Raw genomic sequence first — 21,817 nt, 5'->3', positions numbered from 1 at the left:
ACAAGGCAAAACCCAATGATGGACATCAAGCAACTTCTCGAATTTTCGGTAAACCAAAATGCTTCAGACCTGCATTTGTCTGCCGGCATGCCCCCTTTACTCCGTAGAGATGGCGACATTCAGAAAATCGACACCCCCAGTTTAGATGCCGATGCCATTCAAACTTTGGCTTATGAAGTCATGACCGACCGGCAACAAGCGGAATTTGAAAAACATATGGAGGTTGATTTTTCGTTTGAATTACCAGGTATCGCTCGCTTTCGCGTTAATGTCTTCCAACAAAACCGAGGGATCGGAGCCGTATTTAGAACCATTCCAAGTGAAGTTCTGTCATTAGAAGCGATTCGTGCGCCGGAGATTTTTAAAAGCATCGCGGCCATGCCTAGAGGGTTAGTACTGGTAACAGGGCCTACCGGATCAGGCAAGTCAACCACATTAGCCGCAATGATAGACCACATCAACAACACGCAAAAACTACACATCCTCACCATTGAAGACCCGATAGAGTTTGTACATCAATCAAAAAATGCCTTAATAAATCAACGGGAAGTGCACCGTGATACCAAAAGCTTTAGCAGTGCATTAAGATCCGCGTTGCGAGAAGACCCTGATGTTATCTTGGTCGGTGAATTGCGCGATCTTGAAACCATCAGCCTAGCCATGACAGCCGCTGAAACTGGGCACCTGGTCTTTGCTACACTGCACACCAGCTCAGCCGCCAAAACCATTGACCGTATCATTGATATATTCCCGGGAGACGAAAAATCCATGGTGCGCTCCATGTTATCCGAGTCCCTACAAGCGGTTATTTCACAAACCCTATTAAAGAAAACTGGCGGTGGTCGCATTGCGGCACATGAAATTATGCTTGGTTCTTCAGCGATTCGAAACTTGATTCGTGAAGACAAAGTAGCGCAAATGTACTCTATGATTCAAACCTCTAACAAATTGGGTATGCAGACACTGGATCAAAACCTTAAACAACTATTAGACGATGGGCTTATCAACAAAGATGAAGCTCGCAGTAAAGCCGTCAATAAAACCGATTTCCTTTAAAATTTATCTCCAATGATTAAAATAACGCCATACATATCAAAAACACACAGCTCAAACACCGTATTATTCAAGTTTGTGCTATGTAATGGCCCTCAGGATTCTTAATACACCATGCATTTTTTTAAATTTTTACAACGTCTTATTTTGATTACCATTGCCGCCCTTAGTAGCTCTCAACTTGCTTATGCAAAAGCAACCTTACCCCCACCAGAAACGACGCAAGAATCGACTGAGCATTTGCAGAAAGACGATGTAAATCACTTATGTAAATTACTGTCCAATAAACTCCGTACCATAAACTATCAGGGCTGTGAATCTTTAAACTTACACGTCTCCGAATACTCGGTAAAGCACCTGCCCTTAACAACACGCGAAATTCTGCCCAAAGGAAATATGCCGCCAAAAGGAAAAATTCTTTTCATCGGGGGGATTCACGGCGATGAGTATGCCGCAATCAGCATTACCTATCTTTGGCTGCAAGCACTATTACACCCAGAGAATAGTACACCTTATCATTGGCTGTTTTTACCTGCCGCCAACCCAGATGGTCTTCTGCAAAAAAAATCTACACGCATGAATGCGCATGGAGTCGATTTAAACCGCAACTTCCCTTCTCCAGACTGGAATAAACTGGCAATCAAATCTTGGAAAAACCATACCCATTCAAGTCCACGCCGTTACCCTGGCCCCAAAGCCAATAGCGAACCAGAAACACAATGGATTGTAAAAATTATCAAAGCCTATAGACCGGATGCCATTATTTCTATCCACGCACCTTACGGGCTTTTGGACTACGATGGACCTGAACATGCTCAACCCAATAAAATCGGCCACTTAAAACGCCGCGAGCTGGGAACTTACCCTGGTTCATTGGGACGCTATGCGGGAGAATATTTGAATATTCCTGTTTTGACGTTGGAACTCACATCTGCAGGACGCATGCCGACTTCGCATGAAATACATAACATGCTAGAAGATTTAGAAGACTGGGTTAACGATAAAATCAAACAACGTGATGAAGATATGTAGAAATGAAAGCCCAGTTTGATAGATTTTAAAAATCTGCCAGGCTGGGTAAAAAACTATCTGCTAGCTAAGTCGTAGGCAACACTATGAGTTTGTGATGGGCTTGTTTGTTGTACTTTTAAAACTAGCTGCCAACCATTCTGATCTGTTTTCTTTTTCCAGAACTGTTCAACCATTTGCTCTTTGCCATCCATTAGCGTCGGGAAGCTAACATAGTACATCCCTTTTTCACCAGGATAGTGGAAAACACCTACCTTAGACCAATCTACCTGATACTGTTGCTGCTCACGCAACCATTCATTGATACGGCTTAGCACTTGTTGCTTGTCGTCTGCCATCGCAATCTCATCTGTTGCATTAAGCGGCTTCACATTCGCGCTAGACGCAATGATAACCGGTGTTTCAGATGGTAAATGGAATCGTCGAATCAAATCAGTCATCGCAGGGTTATTCAAAACAACGCAGCCTTTACTCGCCATTGGCGGACGGCTATAAGTAGAACGTGGTGTACCATGCAACCAGATACCGGAACCTGTACGCCCAAGCTCTCGATCCCATTGGTTTGGATAATTCAACGTAAGCGCAGCCACACCATACAGTTCAGGAAGTTGGCGGTCAGAAAGTTGTTTTACGATTTGATAAACGCCAACCGGCGTTTTTAAGTCGCCCCTTGTCTGCTTGCCAGCACCTTTACGCCCGATAGAAACATAGTAATTGGCAACTTCGTGATAACTGCCCGCGCTTTGTTGATAAAGAAACAAACGGTGTGCAATGGAGTTAACAATCACCAAGTAAGGTTGTGCGCTAGACTTCAAAACAAACTGCCCTAAAATCTCAGTTTCTTGTTGAGGTGTTAAACCTGTTGCTTGCCAACGAACTTTTGCTTCTTCCAATAATGATCTGACTTTTTTCGGATAAGCTTTTCGGTATTCTTCAATCCAGCGAGATTTTCCGGCTTTAATTGCTAAAAAGTCTGCTTTCATCAATTGAGCAAGCTGGTATTTAGGGTTCTCTTTAGCTAGCGTTTCAATATGATGCATCGCTCGATTAAAAGAATAATCGTGAATGGATTTAAACCCGCTCAACAGTTGTTTTTCAGCACTTTCGGCCATAACAGCAGTCGGCAACGCTAAAGCACCCAAACTTACCAATAGGTAGCCAGTGACAGCTCGCGCGCGAAATGCTTGAAACAAAACCTGCTTCCTATTAGCCATAAACCACTTTTTCCTGAATAATTTTCCAATTATTACCAGTTTCCTGCCAAACCAAATACTTCTTCACTGAATCTTTAAAACGGTTCGAGTGATAGCTTTGTTTAAAGCTCACTTGGAAAGTATGGTTTGCCAAAGGCACGATTTTAATATTAGATAACTTAATTTTAATATATTTAGGGCGCTTTAAGCTATTTTCACGATTTTTTACCCAATCTTTATGACTAGAGAATTTATCTGAATAATAGGTATTAGTATAAAAACTCAAATAGGCTTTTACGTCTTTTGCCGACCAAGCCATACGCCAGTTTTCAACACGATTCAACACACGCTGCATGTCTTTTTTCACTTTATCCATCTGAGCTTTTTCTGGTGTTTTAACCGCTTCACCAGCTAAAGCAACCCATTTACCTGTCGGATATTTAATTTCCGACGGTTTGAAAACAGACTGATAAGCAAGCTGCGCCTGATAGGCATAAATACCATTAAGGTTCGCCATAATGACCGAAATTTTAGGATCAGCATTCAGTGCAGATTCTAAATAATGCTGGGCTTCAGCATATTTCTTTTGCTTCATTAAGGTTGCCGCTAGGTTGTTGGATATCGCCAAATCATTTGGGTAATCCTTAAGCATGGCTTTCCACAAATCAATTGCTTTCTGAGCGCCATTTTCAGTATCTGATTGTGCCATTTGCTCAGCCTGCATAAAGCGCGTTTTATAGTTTTGATTGCTTTCTTGAGCAAACACTAACTGGCAAGTAAAAACACTTACCAACCAACCTATTAGCAAAATTCCGTTTTTCAAATTCCCTTTCCCGATATTTTTTGACACGCTCAACGACCTATTTGATTGCTTTTCGACTATAACCAGAAGCATTCATTAAAATTTTTACTTAGACTACATTTCACCCGATTTTCTATTATTCATACCACGGGCTTCGCGAGCTATTCCATTGATTAACCTTATCATTTTAACGTAAATCTCCAACACCGACCATAGAACTTTTCATGTGTTTGACTTCGTCTCTCAATTGAGCTGCCTTCTCAAAGTCTAAATCTTTGGCGGCCTTAAACATTGCCTTCTCCATTGACTTGATTTGTGAAGCTATTTGCGCCGGTGTCATCTTCACTAGCGCACTGTCATCATACTGCCCAGCTTGCTCTGCTGCCTTTTGCCCAGACCCTTTTTTCATACCTTTCACGGCATAAGGCGAATCTTCCAAAATATCCGTCACTTTTTTATTCAATGCCTGTGGCTGTATGCCTTTTTCTTCGTTATAAGCGATTTGCTTAGCACGACGTCTTTCCGTCTCGGAAATGGCTTTATTCATTGATGCGGTAATTTTGTCTGCATACAAAATCGCCTTACCGGCAACATTACGTGCAGCTCGCCCGATGGTCTGGATCAATGAACGCTCTGAGCGCAAGAAACCTTCCTTATCAGCATCCAAAATCGCCACCAAAGATACTTCTGGAATATCCAACCCTTCTCTTAACAGGTTAATACCGACCAATACATCAAACTCACCCAGTCGCAAATCCCGAATAATCTCAATTCGCTCAACAGTATCAATATCCGAATGCAAATAACGCACACGAACCTGATGATCTTCCAAATACTCGGTTAGATTTTCTGCCATGCGTTTTGTCAACGTCGTAACTAAAACTCGTTCGTTTAGGTCAGCGCGTATGCGAATTTCACCCAGCAAATCATCCACCTGCGTCAATGCTGGACGCACTTCAATGACAGGATCAAGCAATCCGGTCGGGCGAACCACCTGCTCAACCACTTTAGACTGATGCTCCGCTTCGTAGTTACCAGGTGTTGCACTGACAAAAATGGTTTGCGGCATAATTTTTTCAAACTCGTCAAATCGCATCGGACGATTGTCCATTGCTGACGGTAAACGGAAACCGTAAGTTACAAGATTTTCTTTACGAGAGCGATCCCCTTTATACATACCGCCAATCTGCGGAATGGTCACGTGACTTTCATCAATGAACATCAACGCATTTTTCGGCAAATAATCCAGCAAGGTCGGTGGTGGCTCTCCAGGATTGCGTCCAGATAAATAACGGGAGTAATTTTCAATACCAGAGCAGTAGCCCAGCTCTTGCATCATTTCAATATCCAATCGCGTGCGCTCTTCCAACCGCTGTGCTTCGACCAACTTATTCAAACTGCGCAACTCGTCCAAGCGGATTTTCAGATCTTCTTTCACCTGATCTATAGTTTGTAAAACCCGCTCTTTAGGCGTGACATAGTGAGACTTAGGATAAACGGTAATACGCGTAGGACGACTTAATATCTCCCCCGTCAAAGGATCAAACCAAGCGAGCGTTTCCACTTCATCATCAAACAACTCAATGCGCACGGCATATTCTTCGGATTCTGCAGGGTAAATATCAATCACATCACCGCGTACACGAAAAGTTCCTCGCCAGAGCTCAATGTCATTACGCGTATATTGCATGGTCGAAAGCTGACGCAAAATATCGCGTTGCGAAATTTGGTCACCCAAGCGCAATTGCAGAATCATTTTGAGATATTGTTCTGGATCCCCCAACCCATAGATGGCGGAAACCGTCGCAATCAACACCACATCTTGCCTTTCCAACAAGGCTTTGGTTGCTGACAAACGTAGTTGCTCAATCTGCTCGTTTACTGAAGAGTCTTTGGAAATATAAGTATCAGATGCAGGAACATAAGCTTCTGGCTGGTAGTAGTCATAGTAAGAAACAAAATATTCCACCGCATTATTCGGAAAGAATCCTTTCATCTCACCATACAATTGGGCGGCAAGTGTTTTGTTGTGTGCCAGAATAATCGTCGGACGTTGCACATTTTCAATGACATTTGCCATGGTAAACGTCTTACCTGAACCCGTTACCCCAAGCAAAGTCTGAAATGCTTCACCATCCTCCAAACCTTCCACCAAACCGGCTATTGCCGTCGGCTGATCCCCGGCTGGTTGATACTGTGATGAAATCTGAAAGCTTTTCGCCATGAAAAAACACTCTTAAAGGTCAAAATCTACTTAAAAAATCAAAAAATTGGTTGTAAAATGTCGGAAGCGCTTTAACAAGTCTAACCATATGAACGAATCACCGAATTCTCTGTTAAATGCTCTCTGTTTTTGCTGAAACTTGAGAAAACATTTAACACAGCGTTTTGCCAATCGAAAAAAACTTTGGTGCTGCGTTCACAAAGCTGCTAAATATAACACAAAACAGCACGAAACTATTCTAGCTAAAAACTTGGACGAGAACCGAAAACAATGCCCTCAAATTCTAGACTGTCTGATCGAGTAAACCGTGTCAAACCTTCCCTGACTTTAGTCATCACTGCAAAAGCTGCCGAACTACGTCGCGCAGGCCGCAACATTATCAGCCTTGGCGCTGGCGAACCAGATTTTGGTACACCTGATCACATCAAAGCAGCGGGCATTAAAGCCATTGAAACAGAGCACACACGTTATACTGCCGTTGACGGTATTCCTGAGCTAAAAGACGCCATTATCGCCAAGTTCAAGCGCGACAATAAGCTGGACTTTGAAGCGAATCAAATCCTGGTATCTTCCGGTGGTAAACAAAGCTTTTACAACCTATGCCAAGGCGTGTTAAACGATGGCGACGAAGTCATTATTCCAGCGCCTTACTGGGTATCTTATCCAGATATGGCGTTATTGGCTGGTGGCGAGCCAGTCATTATCGAAGCAGGCATTGAACAGGGCTTTAAAGTGACGGCTGCCCAGCTAGAAGCGGCAATCACCCCTAAAACCAAAATGTTCGTTTTAAACAGTCCATCCAACCCAACGGGTGCAATTTATTCTGCGGAAGAGCTGAAAGCGATTGGAGATGTGCTGGCAAAACATCCAAACATCATCATTGCTTCTGACGATATGTATGAGCATATTTTGCTATCAGACATGCCATTCACCAATATCTTGCAAGTTTGCCCAGAGCTAACAGATAGAACGGTTGTCATGAATGGTGTTTCAAAAGCCTATTCGATGACTGGGTGGCGTATTGGTTATGCCGGTGGCCCGGTTGACTTGATTGCAGCCATGCGCAAAGTACAATCGCAGAGCACATCAAACCCTTGCTCAATTTCACAATATGCATCGGTAGAAGCTTTGGATGGTCCGCAAGAGTGTATTCAAGTCATGTTGAAAGCATTCAAAGAACGCCACGAGTTTGTGGTTGAACGCATCAACCAGATTCCTGGCTTTAAATGCATTCCAGCGGCCGGTGCTTTTTATGCGTTTATGGATGTAAAAGAAGCCATCAAAATGAAAGGCTTTGATTCAGATGCGGATTTTGCAACTGCGATTCTAGAACAAGTAGATGTTGCCGCTGTTCCGGGTTCAGGGTTTGGCTCAGAAGGTTACTTACGTATCTCTTTTGCAACCAGTATGGAAAACTTGGTCGAAGCATTGAATCGCATCGACAGCTTTATGCAAGCCTAAGCTTTTCTCTCCAAGCACCCAGCCTGGTAGATTTTCTCGCCTTACCCCTTCGGGCGGCGAGTGCTTCGTTTCAAAATCTGCCAGGCTGGGTATCAACCCTTAAATCAATCCCTTGTTTTTCAACAACAGCATCAATGCGGCATAAGCGCGCCCTTCCGAAAATTCAGGGTGACTCAATAGGCTATGCCAGTCTGCCAGTGGCCAATGCACCACTTCCAAAGGTTCTGGTTCATCACCCTCTGCGGTTTGTGGCGTCAGCTCTTCTGCCAACACAATATGGGTATGATGCGTCATATAACCCGCTGCCAAACTGAGTGAATCCAAGAGTTCCAACTTCGCAGGCAAATAACCGATCTCTTCCTGACTCTCTCTAGCTGCCGCTTCATACCAGCCTTCGCCCTCGTCAATCTTGCCTTTCGGAAAGCCCAATTCGTAGCGTTCAACGCCCGCAGCATATTCTCGAATCAACACGATTTTATCGTCCAACACAGGCACCAGTAATACCGCACCGTTTTTGGAGCTGATGAGTCGTTCGTATTCCACCTCAACGCCGTTGGCAAATTGCAACGCCAGCGTCTCAACGGTAAAAATCCGCGACTTAACCGTTTGGTTTTTCGCTAAAATACGAGGAAAGCGTTCAGAAGAGTTTTCTTTTTTCATAAAACCAATCATACGAAAAGCCGCTCTAAAAAGCGACAAAAACTCCTGTTAAACGTTAATAACGTAATCCACAAAAAAACACGGCGAGCACCTAACTTTATGGCAATAGTTCCTTGGCAAAACATCGAAACCGTACTGCTGGATATGGACGGTACACTATTGGATTTACACTTCGACTGGCACTTTTGGATGACCTATTTACCTAGCATCTACGCCAAAGAAAACCATCTGACCGTCGATGAAGCCAATAAAATCATCCATAAAAAAATCCACTCGCAAACAGGTACTTTGAACTGGTATTGTTTGGATTATTGGTCACAAGAACTACAACTGCCCGTTGCCGAATTAAAGCGTGATTTAAAGCACATGATTCAGGCGCATCCAGAAGTCATCAACTTTCTAAAAAAATTGAAGGGATTAAATAAAACCGTGATTATGGTGACCAATGCCCATAGAGACAGCTTGGCGATTAAACTCGAAATGACTGAAATCGGCGACTATTTTGACGCCATGGTGTCCGCACATGACTATGGCATTCCCAAAGAAAATGCGGAGATTTGGCAAAAAATTCAACACGATTTCCCTTACAACCCGGAAACCACGCTACTAGTTGACGACAATATTCACGCGCTACAAACCGCACAAGATTTCGGCATCAAATACTGTTTAGCGGCAACCCATGTCAGCCCGAATATGGACAAAGTTGACCCGAAAGGCTTTCCGAATTTTGAGACATTCGATGAAATCATGCCTTAAACAAAAAACACTGAAAACATGCCAGGCAGGATGGCTGGTATCATTTTCTCTTGTACTCTTCTTAAGTGGATGTTCTCAAAATAAGCCTAGTGACGATAATCTTAAAACATCAGATCCACTTAAATATTTGGTTACACTTCAAGTTAACTCTCTACTTAATGATGACCAGAAAAAAAATTTTTCTCCAGGAATTCTGCGATGGAATAAACAAATTAGGTATCAAACATATTTTGCTACGCCTTATAAATTCAGTGCAGAGCAAAATGCCTTAATTTCTAAAAATTATGTCCAATTAAGAGTCTTAACAGGGTTAGATACACAAAAAGTAGATAACTGGAAGAAGACTAATACTGCATTACTATTTGCCAAAGATTGGCGTTTTGAAATTGCTTACAAAGCTAAATGGTATAAGTCAGGAAACCCTGCACTAGCACGAATGTCTGATAGGGAATTTATAGACTATTTGCACAGTCAGACAACTAGTTCAAAACAGATAATTAGGGGAAATGATCGATTTTTAGCTCGTTACATATTAATTTCTAATTTTTTAAAGGCAAGCGATTACTGCTATTTACAAAATGCTTTACTGGAAGGGCTTATTCCAGATAAAAATGCAGAAAAGAGTCCGTTAAATAAAACCGTTTTTAACTATCGAAATGAGTGTAATTTGGGACACTATTTTCCAATTGATAAAGCGATTCTAGTAAGTTTTTATTCACCTCAGTTAAAGTCGTTTTTTGGGGAAAATTTGCCTGAAGATCAAATGAAAGCCTTCAAGAAAGAGTTAATTGAGCTTACAGTTAATTACATTCAAAAACATCATTACGCGAACGTCATTTTAAACAGTAATGCTGCACTGTTAAAAGAGTCGAAATAATACCCCCAGCCTGGTAGATTTTTGGTGCTTTTTGTACTGAAAAACGATTCATTGAAATTCCTTTCATTTTGAATGCGGTATCAGCAAATAAGTGCTTTCCACCGTCTCAACTCCTTTGCGCTCAAACTTATCTTCCTGAACCTTTTCGACTTGGTAATGCTCGCCATAAAGTGTGTGTATTTCTTGTTCGCTCACGGCAAATGGAGGGCCATTTCTTAGGCTTTGATCGTAGTCCATTGCAATCAAAAGCATTGGGGTCTTTTCAGGCAATATTTCCAACAAATGTTTTGCGTAATCCGCTCGCATTTCCGGTGGCAGGGCAACCAGTGCGGCACGGTCATACACTGCGACTATATCCTTGCAATCTTCTTTGGTTAAATGAAAGAAGTCGCCACAAAACAAGCGCAAAGCTTCCAATTCATAACCACAGAAGCGTTCGTGCTCCAAATCTTGAATTTTGTAACGGCGATGCAATTCATTTTCTGCAATAAATTCATCCAATGCTTTTTGACTTAACTCCACCGCTAAAATATCATGCCCTTGCTCTTTGAGCCAAAGCATGTCCAATGTCTTGCCACTAAGAGGAACTAATACTTCTCCTGCGTGGTCAGAATCCACGCTCGGTAATAACTTGTGCCAGTAGTTTTTGAGATAGGGATTGACTTCGGGTTGATGAAAGCCGACTACACCAGATGCCCACATTTGATGCCAAAATTCGTTTTGCAACACTCTCTCCAATTTTGATATTGATGAATGCAGCTTATAATATCATGCTAATACTTTTCAATAAGATGATGACTTAAACCATGACAGAAACAAAACAGCCCGAACAATCCGAACACACCCCCGTTTCTTTTTGGAAAAAAGGTTGGGTTCAAAACACACTTTGGATACTGGGAGCGATTGTTCTGTATTTAGCAGCTCGGCCTTTCATGCAAGGTGATGTGATTCATGGGCAGGTGCCAAACATTCAAACCACCAGTATTACCGGCAAGCCAGTCAACATCCAGGACTATCATGGCAAACCGGTATTGATTCAGTTTTGGGCAACTTGGTGCCCTATTTGTGCTTATGAGCGCGAAGGAATTGAACGGGTTGCCGAAAAATACAATGTTATCAATATTGCGACACAATCCGGCAGCAACAAAGAGCTTCTGGCTTTTGCCAAACAAAATGGCATGAACCCAAACCTGATTGTTAATGATAAAGACGGCAATCTAATGAAGACATTCGGCGCACGCGCGGTACCCGCGACGTTTATTGTCGATAAAACAGGTCAAATTCGTTTTGTTGAAGTTGGCTTTTCGACTAGCATGGGGTTAAAAGCCCGACTTTGGTATCTTAAATAAACTCGGCGGTTATTCTTGTTCAATCTATTTCCAAAACGTAAAAGCAAAAAAGTCTCTCACCCTGTAAAAGGTCGGCTCATTCATTCGGAAAGGGATTATTTCGGTTTGATACAGGTAATCGATACAGACACTACGCGTAGCCTGTATTTTGACTCGCCCGTTGAGCAAGGTCGCATGTATTTTGAGGCACCTATGACATTGGCATTTGAATACCAGCAACTCATGCTGGATATGTTGGATGACTTTGCACAAAAAAATCGCGTGGAAAAAACACTCATGTTAGGCCTCGGTGGCGGACTGCTGACAAATCATCTACATTGCTATTGGCCAAAAGCACAGCATCATGTCGTTGAGTTACGTGCAGCGGTAATTGAAACCGCAAAAACCTTTTTCTATATGACGCAAGAGCCAACAATTCACATTCATAACACGGATGCCTATGCTTTTATTGAAAACGCTGTCGACAATAACGATAGCTACTCAGCTATTTTAATCGACCTTTATGATGGTGAATCCATGCCGGATGTTTTTTGTGAAGAGGATTTTTTACGTCTATTACATGAGCTCAAGCGCCCAGACACAGTATTGCTGTTTAATCTATGGTCATCATCTCCTCAATCTACTTTGAATATTATTCATTTTTGGGAAGCACAACCTGACTGCAAAATCCGTATGGAGAAAACCCAATCCACTGGAAATGTCATTGTTAGTGTTCAATAACTTCTTTCCTATTTAACTTCTTGATACTCTGACTATCTAGCCTGCGGCATTGGTATAATGTCGCCCGAGAAATTCTTAAACCTTACACGAGCACACTTGAATTTATGGCCTTACTTTTTTTACGCGACATGCAACTCAGCTACGGCACTCAAACGCTATTGGATAAAATTCACTTTCAAGTGGAGCCCAATGAACGGGTCTGTATTGTCGGTCGTAATGGTGAAGGTAAGTCGACTTTACTGAAAGTCATTGAAGGTAGCATCGAAGCGGATGACGGCAGCCGTATTATTCAGGATGGCGTTAAAATCGCCAAGCTTCAACAAGAAGTACCGCACGATATGCATGGCAGTGTATTTCACATTATCTCACAAGGTTTAGGCGATATTGGCGGGCTGATTGAGCAGTTCCACCAGCTTAGTCATCAGGTTGCAGAAAACTACTCTGATGACTTAATGGATCAAATGACCAAAGCACAGCAAAAGATCGAAGCTGCTGATGGCTGGGGCTTTAGTCAAAAAGTCGAAACCGTCATTTCCAAACTAGGCTTACCTGCCGATGCAGAATTTTCGTCGCTGTCGGGTGGGATGAAACGTCGCGTATTGTTAGCGCAGGCTTTGGTACAAACCCCAGATATTTTATTGCTGGATGAACCGACCAACCACTTAGATATTCCTTCAATTCAATGGCTGGAAGATTTCCTGAAAAATCTGAATTGCAGTCTGGTGTTTATTACGCATGACCGTGCCTTTTTACAAGCTTTGGCAACACGTATTGTTGAGCTTGATCGCGGAAACTTAAGCAACTGGGAATGTGACTACCAAACCTACCTGCAACGTAAAGAAGAAAAGCTTGAAGTAGAAGCCAAAGCGAATGCTGAGTTTGATAAGAAGCTTGCACAAGAAGAAACTTGGATTCGTCAGGGCATTAAAGCGCGCCGCACCCGAAATGAAGGGCGTGTGCGCGCACTTGAAAGACTAAGAGAAGAACATCAAGCACGCCGTAGTCAGCAAGGCAAGGCACAATTACAATCCAATACTGCTGACAAATCAGGTAAACAGGTGATTGAAGTTGAAAACCTGTCTTTTGCTTGGCCGAATCAAACGGTTATTCAAGACTTTAGTACGATGATTGTACGTGGCGACAAGGTCGGTATCATTGGTGAAAACGGCTGTGGAAAATCAACGCTATTGAACCTTTTACTGGGTAAATTGGAACCACAATCTGGCCAGGTAAAACTTGGAACTAACTTACAGATTGCTTATTTTGACCAACATCGTGCACAGCTTGATGAAGAAGCACCTGTTATCGAGAGCGTATTGGAAGAGTCTGACTATATTGAAATCAACGGTCAGCGTAAGCATGTAATGGGTTATTTGCAGGATTTCTTATTTTCACCTGAACGTGCTCGCCAGCCAGTTAAAGCTTTATCTGGTGGAGAACGTAACCGCTTATTGCTAGCACGCGTATTTGCGAAGCCATCGAACTTATTAATTCTCGATGAGCCAACCAACGACCTAGATGTCGAAACGCTTGAGCTCTTAGAAGAGTTGCTACTGAACTACCCGGGCACCGTTCTTATTGTTAGCCATGACCGCGCATTCTTGAACTCGGTAGTCACCAGCTCAATCGTATTTGATGCGCCTGGAGTGGTAAATGAATACGTTGGTGGCTATGACGACTGGTTACGCCAACGCCCAGAAGGCTTTGAAGCATTGCACGCTGCAAACAAAAATAAAGCCAGTTCAGACAAGCCTGCTGACATGGATTCATCCAACGCCGCAGCAACGGACAAACCAAAAACCAAAAAACTCAGCTTTAATGATCAACGCGAATATGATGCTTTACCTGCACTGATTGAGTCTTTAGAGCAGGCATTAGAACAATCAGCAGAAACTGTATCTCAAGCAGACTTTTACCAACAACCTGACTTTCAAAAGGTTTTGGATGAAATGGCAAAACACGAAGCGGAATTAGAACAAGCGTTTGAACGTTGGGAAATATTGGAAGCGAAACTATCTTAAACCTGAATTTTTTTAAGGGTTAGCGACTTAACTTAGCAGGGGCTGAAGCAGATTTTGCCAAAAGATGTTGTCGGCCTTTCCAACGATTCAAAAGTATTAGCAGGCGCTTTAACGCATCTTCGGCAACTGGTTGTTGTAATTCAAAACGAACATACCCATTTTTCATCAAGGTTTTTGCCAGCGCTGCATCTTTTGCTTCATACATCAAAGTGACAGGGGTTTGTAAAATACCAGGGTTGCCATTGGTAACGGCAATCCACTTGCTTTCAACACTCATTGCCAACTTCAAATCAATCAAAATAATCAGGTACATACGATAAGTGGTATAACGATGCCGCTCTATTTCAGACAGTACTTCATCGGGCGTGGAGAAAATCGCCACCTCCAAACCGAGCCGATCCAACAATTTCTTCAGTGTCTGTGCCCTTTCAGCGTCAGGCTCACACAAGGCAATCTTGCGTCCTTGTATCCAAGATAACTTATCCAAGGTGCCTCCTTCCGTTTGCCGTGTTTATTATATTTTCTTTTTTCATTATGCTAGAGCTGACAAAGGATTCCCAGCCCTCATATAAAATCTAGCGGAAAATTAGGCTTTTTCTTTAATGCCGAATAGCATTTTTAGGCTATACTATTTCGTCGAAATTATCATTTTCAAAAGACTTTTTATTCGGCCTTTTGGCTTTGTTCCGCACGCTAAGCAGCCGCTGAACAAAAATAGGATTAACAGGAAATAGGTTATATGAGCTGTAAAGATAAACATTCATACTCAACATTTTGTCGCTCTTCAAACAACGCGATGAAAGAGCCAATGTTCTTTGGTCAGAACGTCAATGTGGCACGTTACGACCAGCAAAAACACCCTATTTTTGAAAAGTTAATTGAAAAGCAGTTAAGCTTTTTCTGGCGCCCAGAAGAAATTGATTTGTCATCTGATCGCGGTGAATATTCCGACCTACCAGAACATGAAAAACACATTTTCATCAGTAATCTAAAATACCAGACCCTGCTAGATTCTGTTCAAGGCCGCTCACCAAACGTTGCTTTGTTACCATTGGTTTCCATTCCTGAATTGGAAACTTGGATTGAGACTTGGTCTTTCTCCGAAACGATTCATAGCCGTTCTTACACACATATCATCCGCAATATCGTCTCGAACCCATCATTGGTTTTCGATGACATTGTGACCAATGATGAAATCGTAAAACGCGCAGTGAGTGTAACGGAGTATTACGATGAGTTAATTGCGCTAACCAATAAAATGTATGCCGAAGAAATCGATATTACAAAAGACGATGCTTTCCGTAAGAAAATCAAAACCGCTTTATACCTGACCGTTGTATCGGTTAACGTGCTTGAAGCGATTCGTTTCTATGTCTCTTTTGCTTGCAGCTTCTCTTTTGCAGAACGCTCACTTATGGAAGGTAATGCCAAAGTTATCAAGCTGATTGCTCGTGATGAAGCCTTACACCTATCTGGCACGCAACACATGATCAATATCTTGAAAGAAGGTAAAGACGACCCAGAAATGGTTCAAATCGCGCAAGAACAAGAAGAAATGGTTTATCAAATCTTCCGGGAAGCGGCCGAGCAAGAAAAACAGTGGGCTGAATACTTGTTTAAAAACGGTTCCATGATTGGTTTAAACGCAAGCATCCTAAAAGACTATGTTGAGTACATCACCAATATCCGCATTAAGGCTCTGAAAATGGAGCCTATTTTCCCACAAAAAGGAAACCCGCTGCCTTGGATGAACAACTGGCTTGTGAGTGACAATGTACAGGTTGCACCGCAAGAATCGGAAATCAGTTCTTACTTGGTTGGCCAAGTCGATTCAACGGTTGAGAAAGCTGACTTTAACGACTTCTCACTTTAAGCCAAAAGCTCAAAAGCCCCTACCCAGCCTGGCAGATTTTCATCAAAATCTACCAGGCTGGGGTAATCTCCTCCGACTCCACTTCTAATCACAATCTCAACCAAAACTCACCGCTTTAAAAAAGTGCATTTGTGCCATGGCGAGCTGTTTATCGGTTGCTCCTACAATCGCAACCACCGCTCCTCTTACCGGGATAATTTGACCTTTTAAACCATTCTGAGCAAAAGTGTACATACCGTTTAACTGCCTATGCGGTAACACAATAATGGTAACGGGACCCGCCTCCTCTTGAAGCACAATGTGTAATCCTTTTTGGCCATCTACTTCACATTGGCCAGCATAGCTCATGAAGTCAATAGGTTTATGTAATGTTGCACCAACGTATTTAAAAATACGTTGTAATTCTTTAGCACCAGGTTCTGGCGCATTTTTAGCCATAATCTCAGGGTGATCTGTGGTGTGCTCGACAATATGTTGTAAAACGGCATTTTCCATTTCAACAGCATTGTTCTGCAATATCTGTGGTACATTTCGTCCCCACTGATAATCATAAAGTGATAAACCTATTGCCAGCACCATGAAAGAAGCGGCCAGAGCGGTCCATTTAGAAAATACATTCCAACTCAAAACCGTTTGTTTATTCGGCTCAGATTCTGTCGATAATTCACTTGCTGTTTCAAAGGTGTTCTTCATTAAAATGCGGGCGTGAAGACCTTCTGGCACATCCACATCCATTGTTCGCGTCAACTGCTCGTCAAACTGTTTAGCCTGCTTAACCAATTCGATTTTTTCGGGATGCGCCTCTAAGTAGGCCTGCATACTTTCATCCAACTCATTTGGTGCTTGCCACAAGCGCTGTTGGAAGCTGATATCGTCTAATTCTACTGGTTTCATAGACGGCCTCCTTGTCCTTGACGTTGTTCTTTTGGCGAGTCACCCATTATTTTTTTCAACTGCTGGCGCGCTCGAAACAATCGTGTATTAACTGTCGCCAATTTTAAGTCCAATTCTGCTGCAATTTCGTCACCAGAAAATCCCCAAATAATTTGCATGACCAAGGGTTCTTTAAATTCATCTTCTAATTTCATAATGGCACGATAAAGTTGTTGTTGTGCTAACTGTTCGACAGGTTCATAACGAGAATCCTCAGCAACTAAGGCTTCTTCAATCTCTAACCATTCCGGTGTTTTTTTCTCGAAACGTCTTGCATTTTCTCGGCGTAAAATCGTCATCAACCATGCTTTGGCCGCTTTTTCATCTTGTAAATTATCAATTGCTTTCCAAGCACGTGCAAAAGTTTCTTGGACTAAGTCTTCGGCAACCTGCTTGTCTTTTGCCAACCAAAAAGCTACCCGATACAAGTCACTTGCATAGGCTTTAACTAACTTTTCAAAAAAAGGATGTGCTCTTTTCAACTGTCGTGCTCTCCAATTTCCACTAACACTGGAAATGCTATTACTTATAAGACCGAGTTACGGCTGATTTATTCCGAGATTTTTTGTAGGGCTCGATATGCTGTGTCAAGTTCATGCACACAAGAAGCGCCGATGATAATGACCATCCAAACAAGGTACATCCAAAGCAAGAAAAGTGGTACTGCAGCAAATGCGCCATAGATAAGGTCATAACTTGGGAACCACTGCACATAAAAAACAAACCCTAGTTTCAAGACTTCAAGCAACAGGGTTACAATCAATGCGCCAAGAAATGATGCCCGCCAATTCACTCGCGAAATTGGTACATAATGAAATAAAAACCAAAAACCGAGCATGTTCATTAATAGTGGTAAGTTAAATACCCAATGCCACAAGACGTTACTCATACCAGAATGATTTAATGCCGGTAAAACGGAAGTTATCGCAAAACTGAGTACCAGCAGCAAAGGACCTAGCAATCCGATACTGAAGTAACTTAACAAGCTCACCCAAAGTTTTCTCTGCATGTTCTTGTCCCACATGGCATTGATCTTATTATCGACTGCCCACAGCATCATCAGGCTGGTGATAAAAATGAAAATAATGCCTATACCCTTTAAATGACTGGCATGAGAAGAAAATTCGATTAAATAACGTTCAACTAAGGGAGAACTACTCGGCAGAAGGTGAGCGAGTAATTGATTCAAGATTTGATTGGTCTGGTCTTTAAAGTAATTCGTCACCGAAAGTACGCTAACAATAACACCCAAAAAAGGGACTACGCCTACCAGTGAGGTATAAGATAAAACGGTCACAGCATCTAAACCGTCCTTTTGCAAAAAGTTACGAAAGGTACGTATCCAAAAATGACCACGTATCAACTGGAAAACCAGATAATTTTTCATTTAACAAATCGCCTCAAAGATACCTAAGTCACTGTTTTTAAAAATTAAAGATAGGGTTAACATTTAAACATGTCATCATTAATTTTTTTAAATTGCTTAGATAGCCTCATTCTATCAAAATATCCTCATGAATAAGTCGTCTAACACATTTGTTAATTTCCTAGTTATTGGTTATGCCTTTGTTATCATTTTGGTAGCGTTATCAGCGGGCATTTTCTTTAATTACGAACAAAAAATTTCTAAGTCTTTTCAATCCTATTCACAGAATGTTGGATACCAAGCAAATATCGATTCACTATTCCGTTCAGCAGCACAACGCAGCATTTTAATGGTCCGTATGCTCAACGCTAAAGATGCCTTTGCTATCGACGACTTACAAATGGATATGAACCACTATGAACATCAAATCAGCCTGGGTTTGATAGCACTTGAGAAACATGCTTCCGCCGATCAAATGCCTTTACTTTCATCTGTTCGAAAAACTATGTTAGTCACTAGAACCTATCAAAACCAAGTCTACTCGTTGTTAATGGGTAACAAAAAAAAGGAAGCCCTTGCTTTATTGGTTGATAAGGCAATACAAAGTCAGCTTGATGTGCAAACTATCCTGAACAAGCTACAAAACAACTATAGAAAAAATGCCAATCATTCTCAGCAAGAGTTTGCATCTTTAATCTCTGAAATGCGGAATATGATTTTGTCGGTTGCCATGCCAATCATTCTCAGTTTGCTGGTCATCGCACTTCTAACCATCCGTAAACTTAAACGTTTTGCCAATGCACAACAAGAGCTTCTTGAAAACCTAGAGAACATTGTTCATAACCGAACTCAAGAACTTTTACTTGATCGCCAGCTCATGCATAACTTGAACGAAGCGATTGGTATTTTTAGCCAGGACAACCGACTACAAATTACCAATAAAAAACTTTCTAAACTTCTCGATACTTTTAATATCCCATTGCAACAAACTATCTGGGAGATTCTGTCTACTCTATTTGCTGATCTTGACCTACAAGACGTTCAACACCAACTACTTAATCATCACGGTTGGCGTGGCGAGGGGAAAACCAACAGCGATCCAAGTCAGTTTATGATGCTTGATATATCGAGCATTCAAGACCCTAGTCTTCCAGAGCAATACTATTCGATTATATTAACGGACATTACAGAACTTAAAAACATACAGAACCAATTAGAGTTTACGGCAAACTTTGATGCAGTAACGCACTTACCAAACCGTTATAGCTTCAATAAAAAAGTTCAAACTGCCATAGAAGAAAACCCTGACCAAACCTTTCACCTGTTTTATTTGGATTTAGATGATTTTAAATGGGTAAATGACCATCTAGGGCATGCTGCGGGTGATGAATTCTTGATGCAAGTTGGAAAAACATTTAAAAACGCCCTACCACCGAATCAATTCCTTGCTCGCATTGGTGGAGATGAGTTTGCCATTCTTATCGATCAACCCATGGATACAAAACAGCTTGAACGTATGGCTATTATGCTTCTAGGCGACCTGAAAGGAGTCAATAAAGGCCATCACGTTGAGCACGAGATTGGATGCAGTATTGGTATTGCAAGTTATCCAACTCATGGCTACACGGCTGAAGCGCTTCTTAAAAGCGCTGATTTTGCTATGTATCAAGCGAAAAAAGGCGGTCGAAACCGTTATTGCCTTTTTTCACACAAATTGAGTGAAGAACTGCGCTATCTTCATGAGTTGGAACAAAACTTAAGAACCGCAGTTAAAAACAAAAGTTTTGAGTTACATTATCAACCTCAATACAGCCTGCACTCTTTAAAACTCGTCGGTGCCGAAGCACTGATACGCTGGCCTTTGGAAAACAAGCATATTCCACCTGATGAATTTATTCCTTTAGCCGAGCAATTCGGTCTAATTAACGAAATCGGTGAGTTCGTATTTAAAACGGCAATTAATCAGCTGGCGAAATGGAATAGCTGTCCAACTCCGCTCCCTCGCATGGCCATTAATGCCTCATCCATTCAACTCCTTGCAGGCAACTTCGGAACGTTTGTTGAAGACCAACTCAAGCTGAACAACATAAATGCAGATAGGGTAGATATTGAAGTAACAGAGTCGGTTATGATGAAAAACATCGAAAAAAATGATTCTCCAGACTCAACTTGCCTCAGCTTTCTTCAAGAAAAAGGACTCGAAATTTCTATCGATGATTTTGGAACGGGCTATTCATCACTGTCTTATATAAAACATTTAAACATTGATCGTATCAAAATCGACAAGAGCTTTATTGACGACATCGAGTTTAACCGTGAAGCACGGTCTATCGTTAAAGCTATTATAAAAATGGGGCATAGTTTAGGCTTAAAAGTACTTGCGGAAGGGATAGAAACTCCTAATCAACTCGACATTCTAAAGCAACTCGATTGTGATGAAGGACAAGGCTTTTTATTCAGCAAACCAATCAATGCTGAAAGATTTGAATTAAAATGTCTTTCTTAACTCAGGCATAATACAAACATGGCTCATCACTTTGTTTGGAGAAATAATTTCACAAATGCCTCAGTTTCTCCTCTTAGTTGCCTTTTTGCTCCTTACCTATAATGATCTGGCTCATGCCGATACAATCGTTTCAGATGAAATTCAACGTAACTTAGCCGCTACAACCGGCATTATTACCTTTTTGACTAGCCAGGAGTCGGTGTCAACTGGAAGCTATGCGGTTGAAAAAACAGATAACAATTCACCATCATCAAGCTTTTCAACTTTTAAGATACCCTATCGGAAAACATATGGTCTTCATAGCGACTCTTCCAAGTGGTCTATGTTACTAGGCTATGGTCGTTTTGACATGAACCAACAGTTTGAAGTTGCTAACGGCACAACCAATTCATCTTGGCAGGCAAACTCTTTGAGTGCAGGCATCGGCTACTCAAAGAACCTCAATCCAGATGTTCGATGGTTTTCTACGTTAGAACTCGCCTATAGTCGGATACACCACCATTACACCGTTCCAACAACTACTACACCAATAGACTACGTTCATTTTGATTGGAAAACTAACACGCTTTCAGTGATTCCAGCCTTGGGTCTTCGCTTTCCTATCTTGCCCAGACGCACAAATTGGCTGTTTGAAACAAAAGCGGTATACCTATTTACTGAAAGTGTATTCGCAAAAAGTGGTGTGGAAGACGTTTCTTCGCGCTCAGGTCTTTGGTCCAATAAAATTGACTTTGGTGAACCATGGAAGTTTTCCATGAATACTTGGGGGATTGCAATTAACCCTCAATTTAACCGAACGGATGCCTATGGCAAAGTTCAAGAAGCACTTTCAACCAATTATTGGTATGAAGCTAACTTAAATTTTCGTCTTAAATCTTATGAAGATAAATGGTGGAACAACCTAACGTATGGCTTTAGTTATCTGCAAGGTCGTCATTTTAGAGGTGGTCAATTAAGTATCAGCTTTAATTTTGATAACCTGATCCGGTAGTAC

20 protein-coding genes are annotated in these 21,817 nt (G+C 41.8%); 11 read left to right on the top strand and 9 right to left on the bottom strand.

Translation table 11 applies throughout. The annotated features are described in order from the left end of the window. The first annotated feature begins 18 nt into the window (after positions 1–18). Positions 19–1,056, top strand: coding sequence for a type IV pilus twitching motility protein PilT (locus tag N745_RS0102120; RefSeq protein WP_024850488.1), 1,038 nt, complete (start codon positions 19–21; stop codon positions 1,054–1,056). 111 nt (positions 1,057–1,167) lie between these two features. Next, positions 1,168–2,085: a M14 family zinc carboxypeptidase gene (locus tag N745_RS0102115; protein ID WP_024850487.1), complete on the top strand. Its 918-nt coding sequence runs from the start codon at positions 1,168–1,170 to the stop codon at positions 2,083–2,085. Positions 2,086–2,138: 53 nt separating this feature from the next. Here the strand turns inward: N745_RS0102115 and N745_RS0102110 are convergent, their stop codons facing one another. The 3 genes from N745_RS0102110 to uvrB form a co-directional block, all read right to left on the bottom strand. After that, positions 2,139–3,296, bottom strand: a complete 1,158-nt coding sequence (locus tag N745_RS0102110; RefSeq protein ID WP_024850486.1) for a L,D-transpeptidase family protein — start codon at positions 3,294–3,296, stop codon at positions 2,139–2,141. Further along, positions 3,289–4,098: a L,D-transpeptidase Cds6 family protein gene (locus tag N745_RS0102105; protein ID WP_157833733.1), complete on the bottom strand. Its 810-nt coding sequence runs from the start codon at positions 4,096–4,098 to the stop codon at positions 3,289–3,291. The genes N745_RS0102110 and N745_RS0102105 overlap by 8 nt, the downstream gene beginning before the upstream one ends. A gap of 166 nt (positions 4,099–4,264) precedes the next feature. Next, positions 4,265–6,301, bottom strand: coding sequence for an excinuclease ABC subunit UvrB (gene uvrB / locus N745_RS0102100; RefSeq protein WP_024850484.1), 2,037 nt, complete (start codon positions 6,299–6,301; stop codon positions 4,265–4,267). A 270-nt stretch (positions 6,302–6,571) separates the two neighbouring features. Between uvrB and N745_RS0102095 the strand changes: the two genes are divergently transcribed. Continuing rightward, positions 6,572–7,762, top strand: a complete 1,191-nt coding sequence (locus N745_RS0102095) for a pyridoxal phosphate-dependent aminotransferase (RefSeq protein ID WP_024850483.1) — start codon at positions 6,572–6,574, stop codon at positions 7,760–7,762. A 99-nt stretch (positions 7,763–7,861) separates the two neighbouring features. On the opposite strand, the gene nudE is transcribed toward N745_RS0102095, so the two are convergent. Continuing rightward, positions 7,862–8,461, bottom strand: a complete 600-nt coding sequence (nudE, locus tag N745_RS0102090; RefSeq protein WP_322785924.1) for an ADP compounds hydrolase NudE — start codon at positions 8,459–8,461, stop codon at positions 7,862–7,864. A 60-nt stretch (positions 8,462–8,521) separates the two neighbouring features. Between nudE and yrfG the strand changes: the two genes are divergently transcribed. After that, positions 8,522–9,178, top strand: a complete 657-nt coding sequence (gene yrfG / locus N745_RS0102085; RefSeq protein ID WP_024850481.1) for a GMP/IMP nucleotidase — start codon at positions 8,522–8,524, stop codon at positions 9,176–9,178. After that, complete coding sequence (locus N745_RS0102080; RefSeq protein WP_024850480.1) at positions 9,162–10,055, top strand: hypothetical protein; 894 nt, start codon at positions 9,162–9,164, stop codon at positions 10,053–10,055. The genes yrfG and N745_RS0102080 overlap by 17 nt, the downstream gene beginning before the upstream one ends. Positions 10,056–10,118: 63 nt before the next feature. On the opposite strand, the gene tmpT is transcribed toward N745_RS0102080, so the two are convergent. Next, entirely contained in the window at positions 10,119–10,781 is a 663-nt protein-coding gene (gene tmpT, locus N745_RS0102075) for a thiopurine S-methyltransferase (protein WP_024850479.1), read from the bottom strand. 80 nt (positions 10,782–10,861) lie between these two features. Between tmpT and N745_RS0102070 the strand changes: the two genes are divergently transcribed. From N745_RS0102070 to N745_RS0102060, 3 genes are all read left to right on the top strand, one after another. Continuing rightward, complete coding sequence (locus N745_RS0102070) at positions 10,862–11,404, top strand: redoxin domain-containing protein (RefSeq protein WP_024850478.1); 543 nt, start codon at positions 10,862–10,864, stop codon at positions 11,402–11,404. 15 nt (positions 11,405–11,419) lie between these two features. After that, positions 11,420–12,124, top strand: coding sequence for a spermidine synthase (locus tag N745_RS0102065; protein WP_157833732.1), 705 nt, complete (start codon positions 11,420–11,422; stop codon positions 12,122–12,124). A gap of 104 nt (positions 12,125–12,228) precedes the next feature. Continuing rightward, complete coding sequence (locus tag N745_RS0102060; protein ID WP_024850476.1) at positions 12,229–14,145, top strand: ATP-binding cassette domain-containing protein; 1,917 nt, start codon at positions 12,229–12,231, stop codon at positions 14,143–14,145. 19 nt (positions 14,146–14,164) lie between these two features. Here N745_RS0102060 and N745_RS0102055 read toward each other — a convergent pair whose 3' ends face one another. Next, complete coding sequence (locus N745_RS0102055) at positions 14,165–14,632, bottom strand: response regulator (RefSeq protein WP_024850475.1); 468 nt, start codon at positions 14,630–14,632, stop codon at positions 14,165–14,167. A gap of 252 nt (positions 14,633–14,884) precedes the next feature. Here N745_RS0102055 and nrdB point away from each other — a divergent pair, with 252 nt between their 5' ends. Further along, entirely contained in the window at positions 14,885–16,018 is a 1,134-nt protein-coding gene (gene nrdB / locus N745_RS0102050) for a class Ia ribonucleoside-diphosphate reductase subunit beta (protein WP_024850474.1), read from the top strand. Between the two features lie 96 nt (positions 16,019–16,114). Here the strand turns inward: nrdB and N745_RS0102040 are convergent, their stop codons facing one another. The 3 genes from N745_RS0102040 to N745_RS0102030 all read right to left on the bottom strand — a co-directional run bounded on the left by N745_RS0102040 (position 16,115) and on the right by N745_RS0102030 (position 18,338). Then, complete coding sequence (locus tag N745_RS0102040; protein ID WP_024850473.1) at positions 16,115–16,912, bottom strand: DUF3379 family protein; 798 nt, start codon at positions 16,910–16,912, stop codon at positions 16,115–16,117. Next, a complete protein-coding gene (locus N745_RS0102035) occupies positions 16,909–17,433 on the bottom strand; it encodes a sigma-70 family RNA polymerase sigma factor (protein ID WP_024850472.1) in 525 nt (174 codons plus the stop codon). Before N745_RS0102035 ends, N745_RS0102040 begins: the two co-directional genes overlap by 4 nt. A gap of 68 nt (positions 17,434–17,501) precedes the next feature. Continuing rightward, on the bottom strand, positions 17,502–18,338 hold the full coding sequence (locus N745_RS0102030; protein WP_024850471.1) for a YihY family inner membrane protein: 837 nt from the start codon (positions 18,336–18,338) through the stop codon (positions 17,502–17,504). A gap of 127 nt (positions 18,339–18,465) precedes the next feature. Between N745_RS0102030 and N745_RS0102025 the strand changes: the two genes are divergently transcribed. Both N745_RS0102025 and N745_RS0102020 read left to right on the top strand, forming a co-directional pair. Then, positions 18,466–20,823: an EAL domain-containing protein gene (locus tag N745_RS0102025; protein ID WP_024850470.1), complete on the top strand. Its 2,358-nt coding sequence runs from the start codon at positions 18,466–18,468 to the stop codon at positions 20,821–20,823. Between the two features lie 55 nt (positions 20,824–20,878). After that, positions 20,879–21,814 (top strand): Solitary outer membrane autotransporter beta-barrel domain, encoded by a 936-nt coding sequence (locus N745_RS0102020; RefSeq protein ID WP_024850469.1) that lies wholly within the window; start codon positions 20,879–20,881, stop codon positions 21,812–21,814. Positions 21,815–21,817 lie beyond the last annotated feature (3 nt).

Source organism: Hydrogenovibrio kuenenii DSM 12350 (genome assembly GCF_000526715.1).
In the GTDB taxonomy this organism is placed as follows: domain Bacteria; phylum Pseudomonadota; class Gammaproteobacteria; order Thiomicrospirales; family Thiomicrospiraceae; genus Hydrogenovibrio; species Hydrogenovibrio kuenenii.
This window is presented reverse-complemented; position numbering and strand designations above follow the sequence as displayed.

Coding starts and splice junctions, on each gene's coding strand:
- N745_RS0102110 (WP_024850486.1), bottom strand. CDS start 3,296: ATGGCTAATAGGAAGCAGGTTTTGTTTCAAGCATTTCGCGCGCGAGCT.
- yrfG (WP_024850481.1), top strand. CDS start 8,522: ATGGCAATAGTTCCTTGGCAAAACATCGAAACCGTACTGCTGGATATG.
- N745_RS0102060 (WP_024850476.1), top strand. CDS start 12,229: ATGGCCTTACTTTTTTTACGCGACATGCAACTCAGCTACGGCACTCAA.
- N745_RS0102080 (WP_024850480.1), top strand. CDS start 9,162: ATGAAATCATGCCTTAAACAAAAAACACTGAAAACATGCCAGGCAGGA.
- N745_RS0102095 (WP_024850483.1), top strand. CDS start 6,572: ATGCCCTCAAATTCTAGACTGTCTGATCGAGTAAACCGTGTCAAACCT.
- N745_RS0102020 (WP_024850469.1), top strand. CDS start 20,879: ATGCCTCAGTTTCTCCTCTTAGTTGCCTTTTTGCTCCTTACCTATAAT.
- N745_RS0102025 (WP_024850470.1), top strand. CDS start 18,466: ATGAATAAGTCGTCTAACACATTTGTTAATTTCCTAGTTATTGGTTAT.
- N745_RS0102040 (WP_024850473.1), bottom strand. CDS start 16,912: ATGAAACCAGTAGAATTAGACGATATCAGCTTCCAACAGCGCTTGTGG.
- uvrB (WP_024850484.1), bottom strand. CDS start 6,301: ATGGCGAAAAGCTTTCAGATTTCATCACAGTATCAACCAGCCGGGGAT.
- N745_RS0102070 (WP_024850478.1), top strand. CDS start 10,862: ATGACAGAAACAAAACAGCCCGAACAATCCGAACACACCCCCGTTTCT.
- N745_RS0102115 (WP_024850487.1), top strand. CDS start 1,168: ATGCATTTTTTTAAATTTTTACAACGTCTTATTTTGATTACCATTGCC.
- N745_RS0102120 (WP_024850488.1), top strand. CDS start 19: ATGGACATCAAGCAACTTCTCGAATTTTCGGTAAACCAAAATGCTTCA.
- N745_RS0102030 (WP_024850471.1), bottom strand. CDS start 18,338: ATGAAAAATTATCTGGTTTTCCAGTTGATACGTGGTCATTTTTGGATA.
- nrdB (WP_024850474.1), top strand. CDS start 14,885: ATGAGCTGTAAAGATAAACATTCATACTCAACATTTTGTCGCTCTTCA.